Raw genomic sequence first — 23,692 nt, forward strand, 5'->3', positions numbered from 1 at the left:
CTGCTGACCGGACTGCCCGACCCGGCGGACGCGGCGGCCAAGCTGAGCCGCCATGTGCCGCTGGTGGTCACCAAGCAGGGTGCGCGCGGAGCACTGGTGGCCGCGTCCGGGGCGATCGCCGCGCGGATCCCGGCGGCCCCGGCCACGCCCCGGGACACGACGGGCGCGGGGGACGCGTTCACCGGGGCGTTCCTGGCGGCGCTGCTCGCGGGGGCAGAGCCGGAGGAGGCTGCGACGGAAGGGTGCGAGGCGGGGGCGATGGCGGTCGAGACAGTCGGAGGGAGACCCATGAGGAGCGTGCGGTAGCCCCGGCAGGCTCCGCCGTGCCCGGCGACGGCCCTTTCCCCTCGACCTCCCGGCTCTTACTCCTTGCGGCCCCACGCCGAGATCATCGGAGCGGTCGCCAGGTCCATCGTGCCGGAGGCGACGTTGGCCAGGTGCCGGTCGATGTCCTCGTCCGTGGCGAGGCCCGCGGAGACGAGCTGGTCGCGGATCTGCCGGATCGTCGCGGATTCGAGCGCCGCACAGGCCGGAGAGGCGAGCGGGAAGTAGGCGTCGGCCTCGACCCGGCTGAGGCCCCCTTCCCGCAGCAGACGCGGGAGTCTGCGGCCGTAGGAGAGGTCGGCGCCGCGTTCGGCGAGCAGCGTACGGAAGCCCTCGCGCAGGCGGTTGGCGAGCCTCTGCTCGGGGCCGTACTCGTCCGGGCAGCTCTGCTGACCGGACTGCCCGACCCGGCGGACGCGGCGGCCAAGCTGAGCCGCCATGTGCCGCTGGTGGTCACCAAGCAGGGTGCGCGCGGAGCACTGGTGGCCGCGTCCGGGGCGATCGCCGCGCGGATCCCGGCGGCCCCGGCCACGCCCCGGGACACGACGGGCGCGGGGGACGCGTTCACCGGGGCGTTCCTGGCGGCGCTGCTCGCGGGGGCAGAGCCGGAGGAGGCTGCGACGGAAGGGTGCGAGGCGGGGGCGATGGCGGTCGAGACAGTCGGAGGGAGACCCATGAGGAGCGTGCGGTAGCCCCGGCAGGCTCCGCCGTGCCCGGCGACGGCCCTTTCCCCTCGACCTCCCGGCTCTTACTCCTTGCGGCCCCACGCCGAGATCATCGGAGCGGTCGCCAGGTCCATCGTGCCGGAGGCGACGTTGGCCAGGTGCCGGTCGATGTCCTCGTCCGTGGCGAGGCCCGCGGAGACGAGCTGGTCGCGGATCTGCCGGATCGTCGCGGATTCGAGCGCCGCACAGGCCGGAGAGGCGAGCGGGAAGTAGGCGTCGGCCTCGACCCGGCTGAGGCCCCCTTCCCGCAGCAGACGCGGGAGTCTGCGGCCGTAGGAGAGGTCGGCGCCGCGTTCGGCGAGCAGCGTACGGAAGCCCTCGCGCAGGCGGTTGGCGAGCCTCTGCTCGGGGCCGTACTCGTCCGGGCAGCTCAGAGGCTGCAGCGCCGGGTCCGCGTCCTCGATCAGGAGGCGTCCGCCGGGGCGCAGCGCCTTGATCATGGAGTGCAAGGCCCTGTCCCTGTCCGGGACGTGTACGAGGACGAGCCGGGCGTGCACGAGGTCGAAGTCCTCGCCGGGGGGTTCTTCCGTGCCCACGTCGTGAGTGCGGACCTCGATGGGAGGCTGTGCGGCCTGGGCCGCCCAAGAGGTGTCGATGTCGGTCGCGACGACCTGCCCGGTCGGTCCGACTTTCTTGGCGAGCCAGGAGATCACGGAGGTGCCACCGGCGCCGACCTCCCAGCACCGCCAGCCGAGTCCGATGCCGAACCCCTCGATGTGGCGGAAGGTCGCGGGGTCGAAAAGGGCGGACAACGCCTCGAACCGCCGGCCTGCCTCGGTCTGCCGGTTGTCGAGAAGGTACCCGTCGCTGTGCGTCATGCGGAGATCATCGCAGTCGGGGTGCGGTCCGTGCGGGGCGACGCTCCGCAGGGCCTGCCTGGCCCCCGCCCAGAGCGGCGGACAGCCCAGGCGCCAAAGCGGAATGTTCCGTTTCCACAGGCTTCTCCGGCGATCGCGGCGGACTGGCAGACTGGCTCGCGACGGCGCAGAGTGCGGCGCGAGGAGATCCACGCAAGGAGATCCAGATGTCCATGGCAGGGAATCTGCGGAAGGTCACGAGTCTCGGCAGGGTCGGCGGCCTCCGCAAGGTGGCAGGGTTGGGGCGGCGCCGTGCGCGCGTCGATCTGAGCCACCCCGCCCGTTCGCCGCTGGGCTCCGCGGTGGTCAACTGCGTGATCTATCAGGACGGCGTGCGCGTTCCCGGGGGCGGCGATCTCGTCGAGGCCGTGGAGCGGGTCCGCAAGAGGGACGACGGTTTCGTCTGGCTGGGGCTGCACGAGCCGACGGACCAGGAGTTCGCGGGCATTGCCGAGCTCTTCGACCTGCACCCGCTGGCGGTCGAGGATGCCGTGGAGGCGCATCAGCGTCCGAAGCTCGAGCGGTACGGGGACACGCTGTTCGCGGTGTTCAAGACCGTCTGCTACGTGGAGCACAAGGAGTTGACGGCGACGAGCGAGGTGGTGAACACCGGCGAGATCATGGTGTTCATCGGCCCCGCCTTCGTCATCACGGTGCGGCACGGCCGGCACGGTTCGCTCGGCCCGCTGCGCGAGGAACTGGAGGCCGATCCCCAGCAGCTCGCAAAAGGGCCGGCCGCAGTGCTTCACGCGATCGCGGACCATGTGGTGGACGACTACCTCAGCGTCACGGACGCGGTCCAGGAGGACATCGACCAGGTCGAGACGGGCGTGTTCGCGGAGAACGGCGCGCGGCTGGATCCGGGACGCATCTACCAGCTCAAGCGTGAACTTCTGGAGCTGAAGCGTGCGGTGGCACCGTTGCACCGTCCCATCCAGGAGCTGGCCACCCAGCCGATCCGGGTGATCGATCCGGAGATACAGGCGTACTTCCGGGACGTCTCCGACCATCTGCTGCGCGCCACCGAGCAGATAGCAGCGTTCGACGAGCTGCTCAACTCGATCCTGCAGGCGCATCTCGCCCAGGTGAGCGTCGCGCAGAACGAGGACATGCGGAAGATCACGGCCTGGGCCGCGCTGATCGCGGTGCCCACCATGGTCACCGGGGTCTACGGCATGAACTTCGCGTACATGCCCGAGCTGCACTGGAAATTCGGCTACCCGCTGGTCCTCGTCGTGATAGCCGTGGCCTGCGTCGTGCTGTACCGGGGGTTCAAGCGCAACGACTGGCTGTGACCCCGGCGTGGCTCCCGACGGATTGCCGGGTCAACGCGAGGCCGTCCTCGCGTAGACGCTCTCGACCCAGGTGGCGAGCTGATCGTCCGTCAGGTGCTCGGCGAGGTCGGACTCGCTGATCATGCCCACGAGGCGCTTGTTGTGGATGACGGGAAGCCGGCGGATCTGGTGTTCCTCCATCTCGTGGAGCACGTCGCCGACATCGGCGTCCGCGTCGATCCAGCGCGGCGTGCCCTTGGCCAGGTCGCCCGCGGTCACGCGCGAGGGGTCGTGGCCCATGGCCACGCAGCCGACGACGATGTCGCGATCGGTGAGGATGCCGCAGAGCCGCTCGTTCTCGTCGCTGATGGGCAGGGCACCGACGTTGAGTTCGCGCATCAGCTGCGCGGCGCGGTCCAGCGTCTCGTGGGCGGGGATCCACTGGGCACCACGGTGCATGATGTCTCCGGCGGTGGTCATGGGTACCTCCCGGTGCCTGACGGCCGGCGCGGCACGGGACGCACCGCAGGTCCCGGCGCACTTCAATTCTCGCCGGGCCTTCGGGCAAACGCACCCGGAACCACCGGACGGCAGGAGCGCCTCGGAGGCGGCACGGAGGCGGCTTACGCCATCGGGCGGGTGTGTGATCAGCCGTTCCAGGCCGGGTGGCGGGGATCGTCCGCGCGGATCAGTACGTCGGCGACGGAGCCCGGGTCCGTCTCCGCCTCGTAGCGCTCGAACGCGGGCAGGGTCCAGTGTTCCGGCTCGGGCGTACGGCGGCGCAGCGCGCCCGGTGAGAGGAGCACGTGGACGGTCAGGTCGAAGGGGAACCAGTGCCGAAGGAGGAGGGGGCCGTGGAGCAACAGCAGGCCGCCGGGCGGAAGGTGGACGTAGGGACTGCGGGTCGCGCGGTCGGTGACCGGGTCCCAGAGGTCGGGCAGGACACGTCCGTCACCACCGGGCTCGAGGGGGCCGAAGACCTCGCGCCACAGGGCACCGGTGTCGAGCCAGCCGTCATAGTAGGAGTCCAGGTCCCGATGACCGTGCTCGAGGCGGACCGACGCGGGCCGCAGGAAGCCCTCCGCACCGACGACGAGCGAGGGGCGGCCACGTATGCGCAGGGCCTCGGACACGCGCTGGGCGAGGTCACCGGGGCGCGCGGCCGGGGCTCCGTCGAAGGCGATGCGCGGCCAGGGGCTGCCGTCGCCCGGCTTCAGGTCGAGCAGCCGGTCGGCGAGGGTGTCGCCGAGCCGTTCCCAGGTGATCGCTTCGAGTCGCACAGGGCCCATGATGCCGCGCCACGCCGGCAAACCCACTTCACGGCTTGTCCCAGGCGGACGGCACCGGGGCGGTACCGGGCTCGGCCCGGAGCGGAGCGCTGAAGCAGGGCGGGGCCGTCGACGTCAGCCGCGCAACCAGGAGGGAAAAGGGCAGAGGGCGAGCTGCGCCCGTTGCGGTCGGCGCCCGGATGGACGGGGAAGGAGACGGATATGGCACCGACCCCAACTCCCCCGCGATGCGGCGTACTTCTGGTCTTTCAGCCGGTCAAGCGGCGACACTGTGCCGAGTGCCGGAGGGGACCGTTGCCGTTGCTGGTGCTGGAGGAGGGGAAGCCGTGGTGCCTGGAGTGCGCGGATCTCGGGCATCTGGTGTTCCTGCCGCGGGGTGATACGGCGCTGACCCGGCGGGCGCGGGAGGCGAGCGGCCTGTCGGCGGTGGTGGTGCGGTTCAACCGGCGCCACGGCCGGTATGAGCGGCAGGGTGTGCTCGTCGAGGAGGCTGCGCTCGCCCTGGCCGAGGAGCGGTGCCTGGCGGACGCGGAGGCGCGGCGCAGGCGGCGGGCGCGGGACGCGCGGCGGCGGGCGGAGGAGGACGCGCGGTTCACGGAGGCGTTCGCTGCGGAGATCCGGCGACTGTTTCCCGGATGCCCGGCCGAGCGGGCGCGGGCGATCGCGGGCCATGCGTCGGTGCGCGGCAGTGGACGGGTGGGGCGCAGCGCGGCGGGACGGGCCCTGTCGCCGGAGGCGGTCACGGCGGCGGTGCGGGCGTCCGTACGGCATCTGGAGACGCCGTACGACCAGCTGCTGATGGATGGCGTGGCGCGGCCCGAGGCGCGACGGCGCATCGCGGGACGTGTGGAGGCGGTGCTCCGGGAGTGGAGTCTTCGGGAGGCGGCGTGATCCGGGGCCGTCCGGCTTCCGGGGACAGCATGCGGGGAGTTGACATGATCGATGGGCCTTACTTCGTGCTGATCACGATCGGGGTGCTCGCGGCCGGGCTGGTGGCGGGGGTGTGCTGCGCGTTCTCCACCTTTGTGATGAGGGGGCTCGGCTCACTGCCTCCGGCGCAAGGGGTCGCCGCGATGAACGCGATCAACAGGGCCGCGATGACACCGGCGTTCATGATCGTTTTCCTGGGGGCGGCGGTGCTGTGCGCCGTGCTCGCCGTGGTGACGGTCGTGCTCTGGCCGGACGACGGGAAGGCGCCGCTGCTGGTGGGCAGTGCCTTGTATCTCATAGGTGTCTTCGGAGTGACCGCCATGGCGAACGTGCCCCGCAACGACACTCTGCTGCGGATGGACCCCGGCTCCCCCGAGACGGCCGTGTACTGGCGTGCGTACCTGCGGGAGTGGACGTTGTGGAACCACGTCCGGGCGGTCGCCGCGGCCGGCGCCGCGGTGTCGTACGTACTGGCCCTCACCTGAGGCATCAGCCGTAGCGGGGCCCCGATGGCAGGGCGCGCACGGGACCCTGGCGTCGTATCGTGGCACGAGACGATCCGGTATGGACGCAAGGGGGACGGCGATGGCCGATCCCAAGGGTTTTATGACCACACCCCGCGAGGAATGGCCCCGCAGGCCGGTCGAGGAACGGGTGCGGGACTGGAACGAGGTGTACGTCCCCGGTGCCCTGCTGCCGATCATCAGCCGACAGGCGAACCGGTGCATGGACTGCGGGATCCCGTTCTGCCACGACGCCTGCCCGCTCGGAAACCTGATTCCCGAGTGGAACGACCTCGTCTCGCGCGAGGACTGGCGGGCGGCGAGCGACCGGCTGCATGCCACGAACAACTTCCCCGAGTTCACGGGGCGGTTGTGCCCCGCTCCCTGTGAAGCGGGCTGCGTGCTCGCCATCAACCAGCCCGCGGTCACCATCAAGAACGTGGAGGTGGCCATCGCCGACCGGGCCTGGGCGGACGGGTTCGCCCCACCGCGCCCGCCGGAGCGGCTGTCGGGGCGCACCGTCGCGGTCGTCGGATCCGGCCCCGCGGGCCTTGCCGCGGCCCAGCAGCTCACCCGGGCCGGTCACACCGTGGCTGTCTACGAGCGGGCGGACCGGATCGGGGGGCTGCTGCGATACGGGATACCGGCGTTCAAGATGGAGAAGCGGCATCTGGACCGCCGGCTGGAACAGATGCGTGCGGAGGGGACGAAGTTCCGTACGTCCACGGTCATAGGGAAGGACATCGGGGCGGCGGAGCTGCGGTCGCGGTATGACGCCGTGGTGATCGCGACCGGCGCGACGGCATGGCGTGAACTGGACGTACCCGGACGCGAGCTGGCCGGGATCCATCAGGCCATGGAGTATCTGCCGCTGGCGGACCGGGTGTGCGAGGGGGATCTGGAGGTCTCGCCGTTGTCGGCGGCCGGGAAGCACGTGGTGATCGTGGGAGGTGGGGACACCGGGGCGGACTGTCTGGGGACGGCGGTGCGTGAACGGGCCGCGTCCGTGACCCAGCTGGACATCTATCCGCAGCCGGAGCCGGAGCGGAACCAGGACGCCGAGCCGTGGCCGACGTATCCGAAGATCTACCGGTTGTCCGCGGCGCACGAGGAGGCGCGTGATCTGCGCACGGCTCCGGCGGCGGACGCGGACGCGCGGCTGTTCGCGGCGTCCACGCTCCGCTTCACGGGAGACGCGGACGGGCACGTTCGGGAGCTGCATCTGGTCGAGGTCGACGAGCGGCGCCGGCCGCTGCCGGGCTCGGATCGGACACTGCCCGCCGACCTCGTGCTGCTCGCGCTGGGGTTCTCGGGGCCCGACCGGAAGGACGGGATCATCGAGCAGCTCGGACTCGCACTCGACGCTCGCGGCACGATCGCGCGGAACGAGGACTTCGAGACGAGCGTCCCGGGCGTGTACGCCGCCGGGGACTCGGCGCGCGGGCAGTCACTGATCGTGTGGGCGATCGCGGAGGGGCGGGCCGTGGCGGCGGCGGTGGACCGGCGGCTGTCCGGCGGGACGTCACGCCTGCCGGCACCGATCGGTCCGTACGACCGCCCGATGACGGCGTGAGCAAGCGGGACCCGGTGGGCACCCGGCGATGGTCCCGTCAGGTGCCCACCGGTCGCGGCCGCTGCGGCGTCGCTGCGCCGCGCAGGACGTGTCCCGGCCCTGTCGTCGGGCTATCCCTTGCGCCCCACCGCCCCATACCCCGGAATGACCCCGTCGTCCTCGCCCGGGACCGGTTCGCCGAGTTCCGGGTGCCATTTGTGGACCACCTCGACGCCGGGGTCGACGAGGTCGAGGCCGTCGAAGAAGCGGGCGAACTCCTCGCGGGAGCGGAGCGCCAGTGTGACCCCGGCCGCCTTGAGCTTCTCCGTGGCCGCCGCCGACTCCTCCGGGGTGAAGTCGGCCGTGGCGTGGGTCATCACCAGGTAGCTGCCGGAGGGCAGTTCGGACAGCAGGCGGCCGACCAGGTCGTGGGCGCCGTCCTCGTCGGAGACGAAGTGCAGCAGCGCGACAAGGGACAGCGCCACGGGCTTGGAGAAGTCCAGGACCTTCCTGGCCCCCTCGACGATGGCCGCGGGGTCCCGCACGTCGGCCTGCAGGTACTCGGTCGCGCCTTCGGGCGTGCTGCGCAGCAGGGCAGCCGCGTGGGCCAGCACGATCGGATCGTTGTCGCAGTAGACGACGCGCGCCTCGGGCGTGATCCGCTGGGCTATCTGGTGCAGGTTCGGTTCCGTCGGGATGCCCGTGCCGATGTCCAGGAACTGCCGCACGCCGTTGTGGGCCAGCCAGCGTGTGGCGCGGTGCATGAACGCGCGGTTGACGCGTGCCATCACCGGCACCCTCGGGTCGAGGGCGAGCATCTGCCGGCCCATCTCCTCGTCGACGGGGTAGTTGTCCTTCCCGCCGAGGTACCAGTCGTACATGCGCGCGGGGTGCGGCTTGCTCGTATCGATGACGACGGCGTCCTGGGCGGGGTCCTGCCCGGTCATGAGGAACTCCGTAGGTGTCTGGGGAACTCAGTGGTCAACTGAACGCCAAGTTGGTGATGCGAATGACAACAGGGGGGGCACCAAGGTGGTTATGACAGCAGGAAGTCCGCCTCCCCCGCCTTGGCACCTTCGATGAACGCGGTCATCTCGTCGGAGGTGTAGATCAGCGCGGGCCCGTCCGGGTCCGTGGACTGGCGGACGGCGATCCGGCCGTCGGGCAGCTTCATCGCCTCCAGGCAGTTGCCGCCGTTGCCTCCGCTCCACGGCTTGTGCCAGCCCTCGCTGCCCAGTTCACGGGCCGGCATGCCGTTGTAGACGCGTTTGCGCGGCGTGATGCGGTCCATTCACAGCTCCTTGCGGAGATCCTCGAGGATCTCCTTCGTGCGTTGTGCAGGGGCGGCCTGGGCCGCCATGCGGTCCATGACCTCGAGGTGGGTCGCCACCTCGGTGCGCGCGTCCAGGTAGACGGCGCCGGTCAGGTACTCGCTGTAGACCATGTCCGGCAGTTCTGACATGGCGAACCGGAACAGGACGAAAGGCCCGTAGGTCCCGGGGTGGGGGCCCGAGGAGAACTCCAGCACCTGCAACGTCACATGGGGCAGTCGCGTGACCTCCAGCAGCCGTTCGACCTGGGCCCGCATGACCGCCGGACCGCCGACCGGGCGGCGCAGCGCGGTCTCGTCCACCAGGGCCCAGATACGGGGCGCGTCGTCGCGCGTGAGCAGTTCCTGACGCTGCATGCGCAACGCCACATGACGCTCGATGTCCTCGGGTCTGGTCTGCCCGATGGCGCCCGACTTCAGGACGCCTCGGGCGTACTCCTCGGTCTGCATGAGGCCGGGTACGAAATGGGGCTCGTACTGGCGGATTAGTGCGGCCGCGCCCTCCAGGCTGACGTACATCGAGAACCAGCCCGGAAGAATGTCGTGAAACCGCTGCCACCAGCCCGGCCTGTTGGCCTCCTCGGCCAGTTGGACGTAGGCCTCGGCCTCCTCGTCGCTCACCCCGTACGCCTTCAGCAGGAGTTGCAGGTAGGGGATTTTGAGGGCGACCTCGGCGGTCTCCATGCGGCGGACGGTGGCGGGTGCGACGCGCAGGATACGCGCGGCCTCCTCCCGCTTGAGGCCCGCACGTTCACGCAGGTCCAGCAGGCGTCGACCGAGGACCACCTGACCGACCGTCGGCGCCGAGCGCGGCTCGCTCACCTCGCACCCTCCCGTCCTTTTGGCGCGGACTGCCCAGGCGGCACCGTTCGAATTCTTTCCGCACCGCCGCCCGCACATGTTCGATTGCGGTTCACGGACTTTCGACGCGGGCTCCGGACTCTGACGTCCGTATCTCAGACCTCAACCGGCGCCGTTCGGCCTGCCGTTGCGAGCAGTGTGCCATGCCCCTCCTCGGAGTCACACAGCACTCTGCAATTTTCAGAGTGACTCTTGCCAAGTGTTCATGTCACGGCGATAGTGGCAAGCGTGATTCCGCCCGCGTCGTTAGGAACAGACGCCCCCGCAGACCGGTCCGGCATGGGTGGCGCCTCAGGGCTGCGTCCCGACGCGGCCGCCGAACGCCGGTTCCGCTTCCAGCTGGCCGCGCACCCGGCCTCCGTGGCGCGGGCCCGGCAGCTGACGCGTGCCCGGCTGGCCGGCTGGGCGGTGTGCGAAGACACGTGCGCCACTGCCGCACTGGTCGTCTCCGAACTGGTGACCAACGCGATCGTGCACACCGCCGGGGAGCACGTCGTATGTGAACTGCACGACGAGGGCGACCTGGTGCGCATAGGCGTGCGCGACGAGGGTTGCGCCCCCGGCGAGCCGCGGCCCGCGCGGCAGCGCCCCGAGGAGGAGCACGGGAGGGGATTGCTTCTCGTCGCGGCTCTGTGCCGCTCCTGGGGAGCCCAGGAGGCGGGGCCCGGGCTGCTGGTCTGGGCGGAACTGGCACGCGAGGCCGACCAGTCGGCGCCCGCCCGAGTCGCCCGCCCGACGCAGCCGTCCCGGGACCTGTCGTGTTCCGGCGACAGGTCCCGGGCGCGGGAGGAGGCGACGCGGCCCGATCCCGGCAGGGAAGGGGCGATGGCGCGGTCCGACCCGGGCTGGAGCGCCAAGAAGCCGCCCGCGGAGGGCGGTGCGCGTTTCGATCCCGGCCGGAGTGCCGAGCGGCTCCCCGCGGACGGTCGGGGTTCCGAGATGGAGCCGTCCCTGGGGACGGGGACCGCATGGGTGTGAGGGGGACGCAGACCGCGGGCCCTGGGGTCACCCGGGTCCTGAGCCTGGACTCGCTGGCCCGTCTCGACCGGGCGCGCCGGGCGTCCGGCGCGGCGTCCAGCCGGCTCCCTCTGCCCGACGGCATGACCGTGCCGCTCGGCTGCGACGCGGTGGCCGTGCCCGCCCGCTACGGGCCCTTGGTGCTGCCCAGACTGCCGCGGCTTGGCTGTGTGTACGCCGACCGGGCCGACTGGTGGTGGATCGTACCGTCCGACTCCGACGTCGCCCTGGACTGGCCGGCACCCGCCCGATACGCCCGCGGCGCGCTCGTCCCGGACGCGGAGAGCGTCCCCGAGCTCATCCGCCGCACCGACGACAGCGTGCCGTACACCCCGCCGATCCCCTTGTATCTGGCGCTGTGCCGGGTCACGGGCGCCACTCCGGCATGGGCACGCCCGATCAACGCGTGACCGTACGGCCGCCCCATGTCATGGGGCCGCGCGCGTAACGGCATGACGCACGCACACGTGCCTTGCGAACGCCCGCAAGGTGTCCCCTGACGGTTGCAGGCGCCACTGACGCTTGCAGGCGTGCCGCTGACGACTGAGACGTGTCTTTGAGGGCTGCGGCGTGCCGCCCATGACTGCGTCGCGTACGCGCCCCTGCCGTACCCGACCGGTGCAGCGGTCACTCGGCGGCGTCGGCCCCTCGCACGACCACCAGGAACGCGTCCGTCATGAGGTCCATCACGACCTCCGCGGGCTGCCCCTCCACGCGCCGCGCCTGCGCGAACTCCTCCGCGGGCCACGAGCCCCGCGGCCCGCCGGCGGGAAAGCGCGCCAGCACTGTTCGCCCGTTCACCCTGTACCTCCTTGCAACGCCGTGTCTCGGCGAGCCGATCACGGTCGACTCCTAGAGTTAAACGCTGAGCTTGGGTGAACGGCGCATTAAGTGACGCTACTGAGACGCATTTGACACGCGGCCAATGCGAGATCGGGGCGAATTCACCGGACAGCCCGATTTGCCAGAGGCTCGGACCTGCCGCGCGTGGGCCGCGACCGCAGGGGCGCCACGGCCGCGATGGCTTGCGCTACACGGCCAAGGGCAGCCGCGGGGTCTCCTCCGTGCCCAGTCCGGCATGCGCACGGTGCTCGGCGAGTTCGTCGAGCAATTCGGCGAGCCGTTGGCGGTGCCGGGGCGTGAGGCGCCCGCTGTCATCCAGGTGCACGGCACAGGCGGTGGTGGTGTCGACGAGTCGTTCGAGTGTCGCGGCCACCTCGTCGGTGCCCTCGGTGTGGCGGGCGAGAGCGGGATGCTCGGCGGCGGCGAGGTCGATCGCAAGGCGGGCCTCGGCGAGCGCGCGGTAGGCCTCGCGGCGCAGCGCCCAGCGCCCGGCCCGGTCGTCCTCCCGGGTCAGGACGTGCGCGAGGTAGGCGTGTGCCGCGTCCACCGCGCGTACCAGCCGGGCCCGTACGGTGCCGCCGCGCTGCCCCGGTGCCGGCAGATGCCCGACGAGCAGCACGATCCCGCAGGCCAACAGCGTCTCCCCGATACGGCTCCAGGAGGCCTGGGACTCGCCGCCGACCATGACCAGGGCGAGGACGAGGACCGTGACGACCGCGGTCTGCGCGGCGAAGTGCCGTGTGGCGACCGGGATGAGCGCCCCGCACAGCGCCACGATCGTGACGAGGCCCGCGGGCCGGGGCACGACGGCGGCGAGGGCGGCGAAGGCGACGGCACCCAGCACCGTCCCGGCCGCCCGGCACAGCACACGGGAGACCAACGGCCCGAGGTCGGGCTTGACGAGGAAGACGGCGGTGGCGGGCATCCAGTACCAGTGGGTGTGGTGCCCATACCAGTGGGTGTGATGCAGGGCCTGCGCGATGGCGGCGCTGGCGCCGAAGCTGAGGGCGACGCGGAGTCCGTACTCGCGTCCCCCGGCGCCCAGGACGGTGCGCAGCACGGAGGCGGCGGTACGGCGCCGGGCGTGCAGGCCGTGTCCGTCGCCGCCTCGGTCGAAAGTGTCGGCGGCGTGCAGGAGAGCGTCGTCGAGGGCGCGCAGCGCGGGGGCGGTGCGGGTCGGCGCGGGCAGCGGTCCGGTGTGCGTGTTGCCGCGTACGGCGGCAGCGAGGCGGCGCGGCCCCTGCGCTGCCCGTGCGGGAACGGAGTCCCCGGCCCAGGCGAGCGCGGTGGCGGCCTCGGCGAGAGGGAGAGCGGCGGCGTACTGCGCGTGCAGGCGCCGTTCGGCGGAGGACGACGCGCACCGCCGCAGCCGGGGCCCGGCGAGGGCGTCCTGGGCGTGGTCGAGGGCGGCGGTCAGGGCCGCCCTCCGCGCGGTGGCGTCCGCAGTGGCGGTGGCGAGGAGCAGGTCGGCGATGGCGTCGTACACCCCGGCGACGGCGTCGCGTTCCCCGTCGAAGCGGTAGTCGCCGGTGGTCGCGCCGGGCGTCGGCAGCACCAGGCGCAGCGCGAGCAACCAGCCGGCCCCGGCGAGGAAGGCGAGGGCCCGCTGCCAGCCGCTCTCGGGCAGCGGCATCCCGGCACCGATGGCCGCGCCGACGAGCAGTTGCGTACCGGCCCCGGAGGCGACGGGCCCTATGGCGCTGACGGCTCCGGCGACGAGTCCGAGGACGGTGAGCACGAGAGTGAGGAGGACGGCTTCGGTGTGCTGTCCGGCATACGTCCCGGCGAGCAGCCCGCCGGCCCCCGCGAGCGCGGGCGCCCCGAGCCGCTGCACGGAGGCCCGCCGGCTGCCGGGCCGGTCGTTGATCCCGGCGAGCATGGCCCCGAGGGCGGCGAGGACACCGGCCGACGTACGCCCGACGAGCAGGGCGGCCGACAGCAGCGGTCCCGCGGCGAGCGCCCCCCGGGCGACGGCACTCCAGGGCACGGGACCACGCTGGGCACGCAGGGCGTGGGCGAGCCAGGGCGGCAGGGCGAACACGGGACGCGACACAGGGCTCCTGTCCGGACGAGGGCGGGGATGTGCCTTCGGGCGACGGTGGCCGGGCGGTGTGGGGTCCACGGTAGGGCGTGTTCTTGGAGCGAAGAGGACGTGAGCGTTTCAGCGGTGTGAAAGGGCGGGCGGGGGGCGTGTTCTTTATGAACGCAACCCCACGCCGCCAAGATCGTCGCTCACGCCCGGATGAGTGCCTCTGCAGCAGCGACCGACCGGGTCAACGACTCCGGGTCCGGGCCCAGGCCCGCGATGATGTCGTCAGCCGCTCTGAGTCCTGCACGCTCCAGCAGTCGTTTTTCGTTGGTCACCCATTCCCCGCGCGCAGCGAGAACGGCATGTGCCGCTTGGGCGGTTGCCACCGCGATGGCACCGGCGACCTCCGTCCGCCGTCCGGCCGGGGCGTGGTTGGCCTTGGCGTATGCGAGCGTCGCTCGTGCGGTGCCGAGCCATCGCGCGGGCGCGCTCGTGCGCAGCTTCTCCGGGTAGCGGGCGGGGCGTGGGATCGCTCCGCGCAGGACTCGGTTGACGGCCAGTTCGGCGACCAGCAGGTACGTCGGGATTCCGGCCAGATGGAACAGCAGCGGCTCGACCTGGAACCGCCCCTCTTCCGCCTCCGTGAGAACGCGGTCGACAACGTCCAGGTCCCGGTAATGGACGTCCACGCGGCGGCCCTCGATCGTCAGCCAGGCACCGCCGTTGAAGACGCCGCCGCCCCAGCCGCCGATCTCCGAGACCTCGCCCTCCCAGCCGACGGACCGAAGGTCGTCCGGGTCGAAGGGGCCCCGGTAGTAGACGGCCAGATCCCAGTCGCTGGCCGGCGTGTGGATGCCCTGGGCGCGAGAGCCGCCGAGGGCGACGGCACGGACCGCGGGGAGGGCGGCCAGGCGGTCCGTCACGGCGTCGAGGAACGTGTCGTCGTCGGTCACCGTCTGCGTCACCGAGGCGTTCCCGTTCACCTGGTCCCCTTCCTCGCAGGTACGACGCCCGCAGGTACGCCCACGGTAGTCCGGCGCGAGCGGTACGTCGCCGGGATTTCGAGCGGTTGCGGTGACGGGACCGTTCCGCCTCACCCCCGCCCCCACACCCTCCGTTTCGGCAGTGGCTTCGCCCAGCTGCCCGCCCGACTCGTCGACAGGCCCAGGGAGACCAGGGACTCAGCGAGCTTCACCGCCGCGGCCACCCCGTCGACCACCGGAAGCCCCAGCTTCTCCCCCACCGCCCGCTGCAGCCCGGTCATCCCGGCGCAGCCCAGGACCAGGACCTCGGCGCCGGCCGCGCGGGCCCGTTCGGCGGCGGTCACGAAGGCCTCCTCGGTGCGGGCCGTGTCGCCGAGGTCGAGGACGCCGATGCCGGTGCCGACCACGGCGGCGCAGTTCTGCAGGACGCCCGCCGTGTACAAACTGTCCTCGATCTGCCCGCACGAGCGTTCCAAGGTGGTGACGACCCCGAACCGCCGCCCGAGCAGGCACGCCAGGTGCGCCGCGGCTTCGGTGATGTCGACGACCGGCACGTCCAGCAGTTCCCGCGCGCCCTCGCGTCCGTGCTCTCCGAAGCCCGCCATGACGACGGCGTCGTACGGGCCCTCGTAGGTGCGCAGTGCGTCGAGGACGGCGGCGGCCGAGAGATAGCTGTCGAGCCAGCCCTCCGCGGACTCGGGCCCCCACAAGGGGGTCAGTCCGGTCACGGCGGTGCCCGGGCCGGCGGCGGCCCGGGCACCACGGAGGATCTCCTCGGTCATCTCCTGCGTGGTGTTGCAGTTGGTGACGACGATCCGCACGCTCAGCCCTCCACGACGGCGGCGGCCGGAGCGACGGCCGGAGCCGAGCGCTCGGATCGGCACAGCACCAGGTACAGCGCCGCGGACAGCGCGGTCCCGATGAACCACGAGTACGGGGCCACCGCGCTGAAGTCCTTGACCAGCGCAAGCACCGCCGCGACCGCCGCCGAGGGCAGGAACGCCCACAGCGCCTTGGGGTTGACCCCCTTGCGGTAGTGGTAGCGGGACCCGGGTTCGGCGCTGAAGAGCTGGTCGACGTCGATGCGGCCGCGCTTCACCCAGTAGTAGTCGAGCATGATCACACCGAACAGCGGGCCGAGGAAGGCGCCGAGGCCGCCGAGGAAGTAGTTGACGACGGTGGGGTTGGAGAAGAGGTTCCAGGGGGTGACGACCAGCGCGGCGACCGTGCTGATCATGCCGCCGACCTTGAAGCTGATCTTCTGCGGCCAGACGTTCGCCAGGTCGTAGGCGGGTGAGACGAAGTTGGCGACGATGTTGACGCCCATGGTGGCGACGGCGAAGGTGAAGGCCGCCAGCACCAGCACCCAGGTGTTGCCGATCTTCGCGACGAGCATCGCCGGATCGGTGATGGCCTCGCCGAACACCTTGATGGAACCGGCCGTGACGATGACCGACACGATCACGAAGGCCGTGGAGTTGACCGGCAGACCCCAGAAGTTGCCGCGCTTGACGGTTGTGTAGCCGGGAGCGAAGCGGGAGAAGTCGCAGAAGTTCAGCATCAGGGTGCCGTAGGTGGCGAGGATGAGCCCGACGGCGCCGAACCACTGCCGCCACTGCTCGCCCACGGATACCGGGTGAGGCGTGGAGGTGAGCGAGATGCTCCAGTCGGCCTTCGCGAGGATCCAGACCGCCAGCGCGATCATCACCAGCCAGATGGCGGGACCGCAGAAGTCCTGGAACTTCCGTACCGACTCCATGCCCTGGCTGATGATCAGCGCCTGGATCAGCCACAGGGCGACGAACGACGTCCAGCCGAGCGCGTTGAGGCCGAGGAAGGAGTGGTGGGTCCACGACGTCAGGCCCGGCCAGGCGGCGAGCAGCATGACGTTGACGGCGACGGACGCGAGGTAGGTCTGGATGCCGTACCACATGATGGCGATCACGGCCCTGATCAGGGCGGGGATATTGGCGCCCCAGACCCCGAAGCTGATCCGGCTGACTACGGGGAACGGGACCCCGTGCCGCTGGCCGATCCTGCCCATCATGTTCATCCCGAGGTAGATGAGGACGAAGCCGACGAGCAGGGAGGTGAAGATCTGCCAGACGTTCATGCCGAGGACCAGCAGGCCGGCGGCGAAGGTGTAGTTGCCGAGGTTGTGGACGTCGGACATCCACATGGCGAACAGGTCGAAGACCTTCCACTTGCGCTCGGCGGCGGGTGCGAGGTCTTCGTTGGTGAGGCGGGGGTCGGGGACGAACGCTGGGACGCCGGTGGCTTCGGCGCGGTCGGCGAGGGACACGGGGCCTCCATGGGCGAGGGGACGGAGGGGCCTTTCAGTACGATCCGTGCGGGTCGATGGCGGGGAGGGGACGTCCGGATGGGGGCCGGATGCCGGTGCGGTCCGGGTGGGGGCCGGATGCCGGTGCGGTCCGGGTGGGGTCCGGGTGCCGGTGCTTCTCGAGCAGGAACCAAGGCGGGGTGTTTGGTATACCAAACTGCCGTCATGGTCTCGCCGTCAACCGTTCCGACCGATGTCCGTCCTGTTACACCTCCGTAAAACACCCTCCGAGTCCGCGAAGATGACCCCATGACGAAGATCGAACCCCTGGGCGCGGTGCGCGAGCGGGTGCTCGCCACGTTGCGGCAGGAGATCATCGCGGGGCGGCTGCGCCCGGGCGACCGCCTGGTCGAGCGCGAGCTCGCCGAGCGGTTCGGGGTCTCGCGCGTCCCGGTCCGGGAGGCGATCCGCGCACTGGTCGCCGAAGGGTTCGTGCTCTTCGAGACGCCGCGCAGAACCGTCGTGCGCCGGCTGACCCCGACCGACGTCAAGGAGCTCTTCGAGCTGCGCGAGGCCCTCGAGGTCTACGCGGCCGGGCTCGCCTCTACCCGGGCGGGCGAGAAGGACCTGGCGGAACTGGCGGAGCTGCTGGACCAGGCGGCGGCCGCGACCGCCGTCGGCGACGCCGAGACGATCACAGACATCAACACCCGTTTCCACGACCGGATCCTCGCCATGGCCGGCAACAGCCTGCTGATCTCGGTCATGGAACCGGTCGACGGACGGCTGCGCTGGCTCACCCGCCAGAACGAGGAGTGGCCCCAGCTCCTGACCGAACACCGCGAGCTGTACGAGGCGATCGCCTCCGGCGACCCGAACCGCGCCCGCGCCCACGCCCTCGCCCATGTGCGCGCCAACTACCGCTCCACGGTGCGGCATCTGTTCGGAGACGGAGAGCTGCTGCCCTAGGGCCTGTCGTCTACGGCTCGACCGGAAGACCCGCCGCGTCCGCCGCCGTGCGCAGTACGTCCCGCAGCATCCGAGGCGTGAGCCGACCCGTGAAGGTGTTGCGCTGGCTGACGTGGAAGCAGCCGAAGAGTTCCAGTCCGTCCAGTGACACCCGGGCCCCGTGCCCGAAGGCGGGCCGCGGCCGGGGAACCGCCCAGCCGGCCTCACCGAGCGCGGTCAGCGCGGCCTGCCAGCCGAAGGACCCGAGCGCGACCACGGACCGCAGCGACGGACGCAGCAGCCGCAGCTCCTGCACGAGCCATGGCCGACATGTGTCCCGTTCCTCGGGCGTCGGCTTGTTTGCGGGCGGAGCACAGTGCACGGGAGCGGTGACGCGTACGCCGTACAGCTCCAGGCCGTCGTCGGCGGACACCGACGTGGGCTGCGACGCCAGACCCACGTCGTGCAGCGCCGCGTACAGCACGTCCCCGGAGCGGTCTCCGGTGAACATCCGTCCGGTCCGGTTTCCGCCGTGGGCCGCGGGGGCGAGGCCGATGACGAGCAGCCGTGCGTCCTGCGGTCCGAAGCCCGGCACCGGCCGCCCCCAGTACGTCCAGTCGGCGAACGCGGCGCGCTTGGTGGCGGCCACCTCCTCGCGCCATGCGACCAGGCGCGGGCAGGCACGGCATCCCGTGATCCGCTCGTCCAGCCGGGCGAGGCTGCTGCTGTCCATGCCTCCACGGTAGGCCGGGCGACGGAGACCCAAAGCGGCACCCCGCTGCCTGGCCTTCAAGCGCGGAAACGGCGTCGGGTCCCCCGGGCTCGACGAGCTAAGGTCGGGAGCATGGCTTCTGAGGGTGCGGACCACGAGACGACGGGCGGGACCGAGGGGGCCCGCGCGGCTGCGGCACACCGGGACTCCGGGACGCGCGGCGAGGACGAGGCGGACCGGCGGGACTCCGGCACGGGCGCGGACGGCCGAGCCACCGACGCCCAGCCCTCCCCGCAGCCGGCGGACGCCGCACCGACCGCCATGGACCCGAAGACCGCCGCCGCGGTGGCCGCCGCCGAGGCGGCCGGCCCGGGGAACGGCGAGAGCGTCCGCATCGACAGCTGGATCTGGTCGGTACGGCTCGTCAAGACCCGCTCGATCGGCGCCGCGGCCTGCCGGGGCGGGCACGTGCGGGTGAACGGCGAGCGTGTGAAGCCCGCGTACAACGTGCGCATCGGCGACGAGGTGCGCCTCAGGCACGAGGGCCGGGAGCGGGTCGTCGTCGTGAAGCGTCTGATCCGCAAGCGTGTCGGCGCCCCGGTGGCCGTGCAGTGCTACATCGACAACAGCCCGCCCCCGCCGCCCCGCGAGGCGATCGCCCCGGCAGGTGTCCGCGACCGTGGCACGGGCCGGCCCACCAAGCGCGACCGCCGCGAGACGGAACGCCTCCGCGGCCTGGCCGCGGCCGCGGGCGGCGGCTTCGCGAGCGGCCTGGGCACACAGGGCCGGCCCGGCGGCCGGCGCCGGACCAAGGGTGGGAGTTGAGCTACGCCGCCCGCACCGCCCTGACCCATGTCCGGTCGTCCGTCAGATACCTGTCCACGCGCAGTCCCGCCTCCGCCAGCGCCTCCTCGAACTGCTGTCTGCTCAGGGGCCGGGAGAGGAACATCTGAGTCCAGGTCGCGTCCGGGAATTCGTACTCCGCGCGTACCGAGTTGACCCCGTCCCCCACCGGCTCCGCGGACACGATCCGTACCGTGAAGCCGCTCGGGTCGATCCGTTCACGTGGCAGGTTCGTGTGGTAGTCCTCGCCCTCCCTCTGGATCAGCACGCATCCGCCGTCGGCCACGTGCCGGGCGCAGGTCCGCAGCAGTCGTCTGCGCACCCCGACGTCCCCGGCGTGCACGAGGAACGACGCCAGCAGCACCACGTCGAACGTCTCGCCCAGGTCCAGGGACTCGATCGGGCTGCATATCGTGCGTGCGCCGCGCACCCGCTCCAGCATCTCCGGTGACTCGTCCACCGCGGTGACCGTGACACCGCGCTCCAGCAACGGATGGGTCATCCTCCCCGCCCCGCTGCCCAGTTCCAGGATGTGCGCCCCCGTCGGCACGGCCGCGGCGACGATGTCCGGTTCGTCCCCGGGCGGTAATCGTGAGTACAGCTCGACGGCACACCCGTCGGGTGTGATCACGCCGGGGCCCGTGCCTCCGTAACCGGTCCGCATCTTCTGCTTCATGCCCGTCCAACGGGCCGCCACGAGTGCCCCGTTCCCGGCCTGCTGTCACCCGATGGGGTGAAACGTTCGAGGGTCGAACGGCTTCACAGCGCGAACCAGCCGTGGCCCCCGTACCAGTGCCCGCCCGCCCGCAGATGATCCCCCACCGCCCGCTCCACACTGCTCCGCCGGGGCAGCTCTCCGACCGGCAGCTCCGGGTCGCCGAAGACGAAGCCGACCGGTAGCCCGTCGTCCGGTGTCGTGTCCTGGTAGGCGAGTTCGAAGCGATCCTGGAAGCGGATGATGTTGGAGTCCGCCGGAAGATACCGCTTGAGCTGGGGATCGAGCAGCCAGGAGTGGCACACGGCGATCTCATGGCGCTCGTCGGGGTAGTGCCGGGCGAAGAATGCCCGTGCCAGCGTCAGGGACCGCTCGCAGGCGGACGGGGACAACGGGCCACTGAAGTCGGGTATGTGCAGGCTCAGACAGAGGTCGCCGGGCCCGTGCACCCGGCCCGCCGCCGCGACGGCCCGCCCGGTGCGCTGTCCCAGGCGCGCCCGCTGGAACTGCAGCCGCCCCAGTTGGAACAGCTCCCCATGAAAATGGAGCGCGATCCACCAGGGGAAGAGCAACCCGCCCGTGCCACTGCGTCGGCGGTGCACCGCCATGTGCCGGCCGAGGTCGGCGAGCGTGCGCCGGGACACCTCCTCCGGGATGCCGCGCTCGCGGTGGTACGCCCGCACGTACGGCAGCGCCGCGACGAAGACGTACACGGGGAAGAGCCGTCCGAGCGGCCCCGCCGACGCGGGGAACTGCGGTGGTTCCCAGCCCTTGCCGATCTCCCCCATGTCCCGTACCAAGCGGGCGACGCACCGCTCCAGCAACGCCGTCGCCTCCGGGTCCCGGCCGAGCCGGGCGCGCTGGGCGACGAGTTCGTTGATGTCCTCGTGGGGCACGGACAGGTCGAGCAGGACGTCGGGCAGCTCGTCCGCGTCGGGCAGGGCGGCCTGGACGCGGGTGTCACCGTCGCTGTCGAGGTCCCTCAGCCACTCGGCGAGCCGCGCGTCCGCCCGCAGCGTCTCCAGCAGCACCGTTGCCTCCCCACACGGACCGGGCCCCGCTGCGGTTCGCGGACGCCCGGATCCGGTCACCGTCCCATGGTGAACGTGCACCACGAAGGGTACTGGTGCCTTGAGGAGCAGTGAGAGCGATGCGTACGGGCAGTGAACCGGCGACGGCGCGCAGTGCGCTGCGGGCTCGCTTCTGGCTGAGCCTGTGGGGCTTGGTGTGGGCCACTTTCGGCACGGTCGTGTTCGCGCTCATCGGCCGGCCGGGCTGGGCGGCCGCGTGCGGTGCGCTGTGGCTGGTCGCGGCCGTGGACATGACCGTGATCGTGCGGCACATCCGTCAGGGCCCGCACTGGCAGCCGGGCCGTGAGGTCCCGCCGTACCCGCCCCCGGAACGCCGCGGCCGCTAGGTGATTGACCTGGAGCGTTGTTGACGCGGCTGATCGGTGGGTGGCCGCTGAGCGGATCCCGCGGGCGGCGCGGGCCGCGGACGCACGCGCCAGGTCGCGCGATGCCGAGCCGAGGCCGAGCTGATCGGGAGCGCGGCCCCAGGGTCTTTCGTTTGGATCAGGCCCCGCGAGCCCGGCATGATCCAAACGAGAGGCCCTAGGCGTCGAAGCGTGCCGCCTTCAGGTACTGAGGGTTCGGGTCCAGTGCGGCGGCCAGCCGGAAGTGCCGCTTCGCCTCGTCGTGCCGTGCCTGGCGCTCGTAGGTGCGGGCGAGTGCGAAGTGCGCGTACGCGTTGTCCGGCTCGCGTTCCAGCACGATGCTGAACTCCAGTTCGGCCGGTCGTAGTTGCGCGGCGGCGAAGAAGGCACGCGCGCGAAGCAGCCGGGCGGCGGTGTTCTCGGGGTGGGCGGCGATCACGCCGTCGAGCAGCTTGACCGCGCCCCGCGGGTCCCGCGCGGCGAGGAGTTGCTCCGCGGCGCGGAAGTCGATGACATGCGTTTCCGGAGTTGGTCCGGTGGAATCGCTGGTCTCGGGCACGGCAGAGTCCTTCCCTTACTGCACCGGTTCAACGCCCCCGCGGGCGGACGCTATTCCGGGGAACGGCGCGCTCTGCGGACGAGTTCCTCCCATACGTCCCTTACCCGCTGCTTCAGCTGCTCCAGGGGCACATCGTTGTCGATCACGATGTCCGCGACTTCCAGGCGCTTCTCCCGTGGTGCCTGGGCGGCCATGCGGGCGCGTGCGTCCTCCTCGGTCATACCGCGCAGACGGACCAGCCGGTCGAGCTGGGTGGCGGGGCTCGCGTCGACGACGATCACGAGGTCGTAGAGCGGGGCCAGCCCGTTCTCGGCGAGGAGGGGGACGTCGTGGACGACCACGGCGTCGTCGTCAGCGGTGGTCTCCAGTTCGCGGGAGCGGGCGCCCACCAAGGGGTGCACGATCGAGTTCAGGACCGCGAGCTTGTCCGGGTCGGCGAAGACGATGGAGCCCAGCCTGGGGCGGTCCAGGCTGCCGTCCGCGGTGAGGATGTCCTCGCCGAACGCCTCGACGACCGCCGCGAGCCCGGGAGTGCCCGGAGCGACGACCTCGCGTGCTATGCGGTCCGCGTCGATCAGTACGGCCCCGCGCTCCACGAGCAGCCGCGACACCTCGCTCTTGCCGGCGCCGATACCGCCGGTCAGGCCCACCTTCAGCATGCCGGGAAGCTTACGGCCTGCCACCGACAATGCCGGTGGCAGGCCGCGGGTCGGGCTGTGGGCCCTGGACTCAGCTGTCGCCCTCGCGCTCCGCGAGGAAGCGCTCAAACTCCTGGCCGATCTCGTCCGCGGACGGGATCTCCATGGGCTCGGCGAGCATGTTGCCGCGTGTCTCGGCGCCCGCGGCGGCATCGTACTGGTGCTCGAGCCCCTGGACGAGCCGCACCAGGTCCTCGTCACCCTCCCGGATCTGCCGCTCGATCTCCGTCTGCGTGCGGTGCGCGTCGTTGCGCAGGGAGTGCGCGACGCTCGGCAGGACGAGTCCGGTGGCGGCCGTGATGGCCTCCAGGACGGTGAGCGCGGCGTCCGGATACGGGGAGCGGGCGATGTAGTGGGGGACGTGCGCGGCGACGCCCAGAACGTCGTGTCCGGCCTCAGCGAGCCGGTACTCGATCAGGGACTCGGCACTGCCCGGTACCTGCGCCTCCTCGAAGGGGCTACGGTGACCTGGCACCAGGTCGGTGCGGTTGCCGTGCGGGGTCAGGCCCACCGGCCGGGTGTGCGGCACGCCCATGGGGATGCCGTGGAAGTTCACGGACAGACGGACGCCGAGCCGCTCCACGATCTGTCCCACGGCCGCGGCGAACCGCTCCCACTCCACGTCCGGCTCGGGCCCCGACAGCAGCAGGAAGGGCGCTCCGGTGGCGTCCTGGAGCAGGCGCACCTCGATGTTGGGGACCTCGTAGTCGGTCCAGCGGTCGCGCCGGAAGGTGAGCAGGGGACGGCGGGCGCGGTAGTCCACGAGCCGGTCGTGGTCGAAGCGGGCCACGACCTGCTGGGGCAGCGCGTCGAGGAGCCCGTCGACGATCAGGTCGCCGGTCTCTCCCGCGTCGATGTATCCGTCGAAGTGGTAGAGCATGACCAGTCCGGCCGATTCCTGGGCGAGCGCCATGTCGACGACGGCGAGGCCCTTCGGCTCCCATGCGTACAAACCCTGCGGATCAAGCACTGTAGACCGCTCCT

27 protein-coding genes and 2 pseudogenes are annotated in these 23,692 nt (G+C 71.5%); 11 read left to right on the forward strand and 18 right to left on the reverse strand.

Going from position 1 to position 23,692, the window contains the following annotated elements; translation table 11 throughout:
• A partial coding sequence (locus SY2F82_RS00005) for a PfkB family carbohydrate kinase (RefSeq protein ID WP_236041012.1) occupies nt 1-306 on the forward strand: 306 nt, incomplete at its 5' end.
• A gap of 56 nt (nt 307-362) precedes the next feature.
• Here the strand turns inward: SY2F82_RS00005 and SY2F82_RS39635 are convergent.
• A pseudogene (locus tag SY2F82_RS39635) lies at nt 363-707 on the reverse strand (SAM-dependent methyltransferase); the annotation flags it as partial.
• On the opposite strand from SY2F82_RS39635, the pseudogene SY2F82_RS39640 reads away from it, so the two are divergent.
• Nucleotides 705-1,016: pseudogene (locus SY2F82_RS39640) on the forward strand (PfkB family carbohydrate kinase); the annotation flags it as partial. The pseudogenes SY2F82_RS39635 and SY2F82_RS39640 overlap by 3 nt on opposite strands.
• 56 nt (nt 1,017-1,072) lie before the next feature.
• Here SY2F82_RS39640 and SY2F82_RS00020 read toward each other — a convergent pair.
• Nucleotides 1,073-1,867, reverse strand: a complete 795-nt coding sequence (locus tag SY2F82_RS00020) for a methyltransferase domain-containing protein (RefSeq protein WP_200416817.1) — start codon at nt 1,865-1,867, stop codon at nt 1,073-1,075.
• A gap of 206 nt (nt 1,868-2,073) precedes the next feature.
• Between SY2F82_RS00020 and corA the strand changes: the two genes are divergently transcribed.
• Nucleotides 2,074-3,201 (forward strand): magnesium/cobalt transporter CorA, encoded by a 1,128-nt coding sequence (corA, locus tag SY2F82_RS00025; protein WP_200416818.1) that lies wholly within the window; start codon nt 2,074-2,076, stop codon nt 3,199-3,201.
• 30 nt (nt 3,202-3,231) lie between these two features.
• On the opposite strand, the gene SY2F82_RS00030 is transcribed toward corA, so the two are convergent.
• Together SY2F82_RS00030 and SY2F82_RS00035 are read right to left on the reverse strand one after the other, a co-directional pair.
• Nucleotides 3,232-3,660, reverse strand: a complete 429-nt coding sequence (locus tag SY2F82_RS00030) for a CBS domain-containing protein (RefSeq protein ID WP_200416819.1) — start codon at nt 3,658-3,660, stop codon at nt 3,232-3,234.
• 167 nt (nt 3,661-3,827) lie between these two features.
• Nucleotides 3,828-4,469, reverse strand: a complete 642-nt coding sequence (locus SY2F82_RS00035; protein WP_200416820.1) for a uridine kinase — start codon at nt 4,467-4,469, stop codon at nt 3,828-3,830.
• A gap of 201 nt (nt 4,470-4,670) precedes the next feature.
• Between SY2F82_RS00035 and SY2F82_RS00040 the strand changes: the two genes are divergently transcribed.
• The 3 genes from SY2F82_RS00040 (at nt 4,671) to SY2F82_RS00050 (ending at nt 7,475) form a co-directional block, all read left to right on the forward strand.
• The gene (locus SY2F82_RS00040) at nt 4,671-5,360 is read left to right on the forward strand and encodes a DUF2293 domain-containing protein (RefSeq protein ID WP_200416821.1); all 690 of its coding nucleotides are present in this window, start codon (nt 4,671-4,673) and stop codon (nt 5,358-5,360) included.
• A 44-nt stretch (nt 5,361-5,404) separates the two neighbouring features.
• A complete protein-coding gene (locus tag SY2F82_RS00045) occupies nt 5,405-5,884 on the forward strand; it encodes a DUF1772 domain-containing protein (protein ID WP_200416822.1) in 480 nt (159 codons plus the stop codon).
• Between the two features lie 100 nt (nt 5,885-5,984).
• Complete coding sequence (locus SY2F82_RS00050; RefSeq protein ID WP_200416823.1) at nt 5,985-7,475, forward strand: glutamate synthase subunit beta; 1,491 nt, start codon at nt 5,985-5,987, stop codon at nt 7,473-7,475.
• Nucleotides 7,476-7,585: 110 nt separating this feature from the next.
• Here the strand turns inward: SY2F82_RS00050 and SY2F82_RS00055 are convergent, their stop codons facing one another.
• The 3 genes from SY2F82_RS00055 to SY2F82_RS00065 form a co-directional block, all read right to left on the reverse strand.
• Nucleotides 7,586-8,401, reverse strand: coding sequence for an SAM-dependent methyltransferase (locus SY2F82_RS00055; RefSeq protein WP_200416824.1), 816 nt, complete (start codon nt 8,399-8,401; stop codon nt 7,586-7,588).
• A gap of 89 nt (nt 8,402-8,490) precedes the next feature.
• Nucleotides 8,491-8,745, reverse strand: coding sequence for a DUF397 domain-containing protein (locus SY2F82_RS00060; RefSeq protein ID WP_103839625.1), 255 nt, complete (start codon nt 8,743-8,745; stop codon nt 8,491-8,493).
• The gene (locus SY2F82_RS00065) at nt 8,746-9,606 is read right to left on the reverse strand and encodes a helix-turn-helix transcriptional regulator (protein WP_200416825.1); all 861 of its coding nucleotides are present in this window, start codon (nt 9,604-9,606) and stop codon (nt 8,746-8,748) included.
• Nucleotides 9,607-9,924: 318 nt separating this feature from the next.
• Between SY2F82_RS00065 and SY2F82_RS00070 the strand changes: the two genes are divergently transcribed.
• Together SY2F82_RS00070 and SY2F82_RS00075 are read left to right on the forward strand one after the other, a co-directional pair.
• Entirely contained in the window at nt 9,925-10,623 is a 699-nt protein-coding gene (locus SY2F82_RS00070; RefSeq protein ID WP_200416826.1) for an ATP-binding protein, read from the forward strand.
• Complete coding sequence (locus SY2F82_RS00075) at nt 10,614-11,072, forward strand: hypothetical protein (protein WP_200416827.1); 459 nt, start codon at nt 10,614-10,616, stop codon at nt 11,070-11,072. Before SY2F82_RS00070 ends, SY2F82_RS00075 begins: the two co-directional genes overlap by 10 nt.
• Nucleotides 11,073-11,289: 217 nt before the next feature.
• On the opposite strand, the gene SY2F82_RS00080 is transcribed toward SY2F82_RS00075, so the two are convergent.
• From SY2F82_RS00080 to SY2F82_RS00100, 5 genes are all read right to left on the reverse strand, one after another.
• Nucleotides 11,290-11,463 (reverse strand): hypothetical protein, encoded by a 174-nt coding sequence (locus SY2F82_RS00080; RefSeq protein WP_200416828.1) that lies wholly within the window; start codon nt 11,461-11,463, stop codon nt 11,290-11,292.
• Between the two features lie 229 nt (nt 11,464-11,692).
• The gene (locus SY2F82_RS00085) at nt 11,693-13,558 is read right to left on the reverse strand and encodes an FUSC family protein (RefSeq protein WP_200416829.1); all 1,866 of its coding nucleotides are present in this window, start codon (nt 13,556-13,558) and stop codon (nt 11,693-11,695) included.
• A 179-nt stretch (nt 13,559-13,737) separates the two neighbouring features.
• A complete protein-coding gene (locus tag SY2F82_RS00090) occupies nt 13,738-14,517 on the reverse strand; it encodes a nucleotidyltransferase family protein (protein WP_236041014.1) in 780 nt (259 codons plus the stop codon).
• Between the two features lie 110 nt (nt 14,518-14,627).
• Entirely contained in the window at nt 14,628-15,338 is a 711-nt protein-coding gene (locus tag SY2F82_RS00095) for an aspartate/glutamate racemase family protein (RefSeq protein WP_200416830.1), read from the reverse strand.
• Between the two features lie 2 nt (nt 15,339-15,340).
• Nucleotides 15,341-16,819, reverse strand: coding sequence for an NCS1 family nucleobase:cation symporter-1 (locus SY2F82_RS00100; protein ID WP_200416831.1), 1,479 nt, complete (start codon nt 16,817-16,819; stop codon nt 15,341-15,343).
• A 288-nt stretch (nt 16,820-17,107) separates the two neighbouring features.
• Here SY2F82_RS00100 and SY2F82_RS00105 point away from each other — a divergent pair, with 288 nt between their 5' ends.
• Nucleotides 17,108-17,767 (forward strand): GntR family transcriptional regulator, encoded by a 660-nt coding sequence (locus SY2F82_RS00105; protein ID WP_200416832.1) that lies wholly within the window; start codon nt 17,108-17,110, stop codon nt 17,765-17,767.
• 10 nt (nt 17,768-17,777) lie between these two features.
• Here SY2F82_RS00105 and SY2F82_RS00110 read toward each other — a convergent pair whose 3' ends face one another.
• Nucleotides 17,778-18,479: a uracil-DNA glycosylase gene (locus SY2F82_RS00110; protein ID WP_200416833.1), complete on the reverse strand. Its 702-nt coding sequence runs from the start codon at nt 18,477-18,479 to the stop codon at nt 17,778-17,780.
• A gap of 111 nt (nt 18,480-18,590) precedes the next feature.
• Here SY2F82_RS00110 and SY2F82_RS00115 point away from each other — a divergent pair, with 111 nt between their 5' ends.
• Nucleotides 18,591-19,283: an RNA-binding S4 domain-containing protein gene (locus SY2F82_RS00115; protein ID WP_374707106.1), complete on the forward strand. Its 693-nt coding sequence runs from the start codon at nt 18,591-18,593 to the stop codon at nt 19,281-19,283.
• Between the two features lies 1 nt (nt 19,284).
• On the opposite strand, the gene SY2F82_RS00120 is transcribed toward SY2F82_RS00115, so the two are convergent.
• Nucleotides 19,285-19,977 (reverse strand): bifunctional 2-polyprenyl-6-hydroxyphenol methylase/3-demethylubiquinol 3-O-methyltransferase UbiG, encoded by a 693-nt coding sequence (locus SY2F82_RS00120; protein ID WP_236041016.1) that lies wholly within the window; start codon nt 19,975-19,977, stop codon nt 19,285-19,287.
• Between the two features lie 83 nt (nt 19,978-20,060).
• Entirely contained in the window at nt 20,061-21,047 is a 987-nt protein-coding gene (locus SY2F82_RS00125) for an acyltransferase domain-containing protein (protein WP_200416834.1), read from the reverse strand.
• Nucleotides 21,048-21,166: 119 nt separating this feature from the next.
• Here SY2F82_RS00125 and SY2F82_RS00130 point away from each other — a divergent pair, with 119 nt between their 5' ends.
• Complete coding sequence (locus SY2F82_RS00130) at nt 21,167-21,433, forward strand: DUF6343 family protein (protein WP_200416835.1); 267 nt, start codon at nt 21,167-21,169, stop codon at nt 21,431-21,433.
• A gap of 196 nt (nt 21,434-21,629) precedes the next feature.
• Here SY2F82_RS00130 and SY2F82_RS00135 read toward each other — a convergent pair whose 3' ends face one another.
• The 3 genes from SY2F82_RS00135 to SY2F82_RS00145 all read right to left on the reverse strand — a co-directional run bounded on the left by SY2F82_RS00135 (nt 21,630) and on the right by SY2F82_RS00145 (nt 23,678).
• Nucleotides 21,630-22,010, reverse strand: coding sequence for a tetratricopeptide repeat protein (locus tag SY2F82_RS00135; RefSeq protein WP_200416836.1), 381 nt, complete (start codon nt 22,008-22,010; stop codon nt 21,630-21,632).
• A 50-nt stretch (nt 22,011-22,060) separates the two neighbouring features.
• Nucleotides 22,061-22,669, reverse strand: coding sequence for a dephospho-CoA kinase (gene coaE, locus SY2F82_RS00140; RefSeq protein WP_200416837.1), 609 nt, complete (start codon nt 22,667-22,669; stop codon nt 22,061-22,063).
• A 70-nt stretch (nt 22,670-22,739) separates the two neighbouring features.
• On the reverse strand, nt 22,740-23,678 hold the full coding sequence (locus SY2F82_RS00145) for a PAC2 family protein (protein WP_200416838.1): 939 nt from the start codon (nt 23,676-23,678) through the stop codon (nt 22,740-22,742).
• Between the last annotated feature and the right edge of the window lie 14 nt (nt 23,679-23,692).

Origin of the sequence: Streptomyces sp. Y2F8-2, from assembly GCF_014905555.1 — a bacterium.
Classification (GTDB): domain Bacteria; phylum Actinomycetota; class Actinomycetes; order Streptomycetales; family Streptomycetaceae; genus Streptomyces; species Streptomyces cynarae.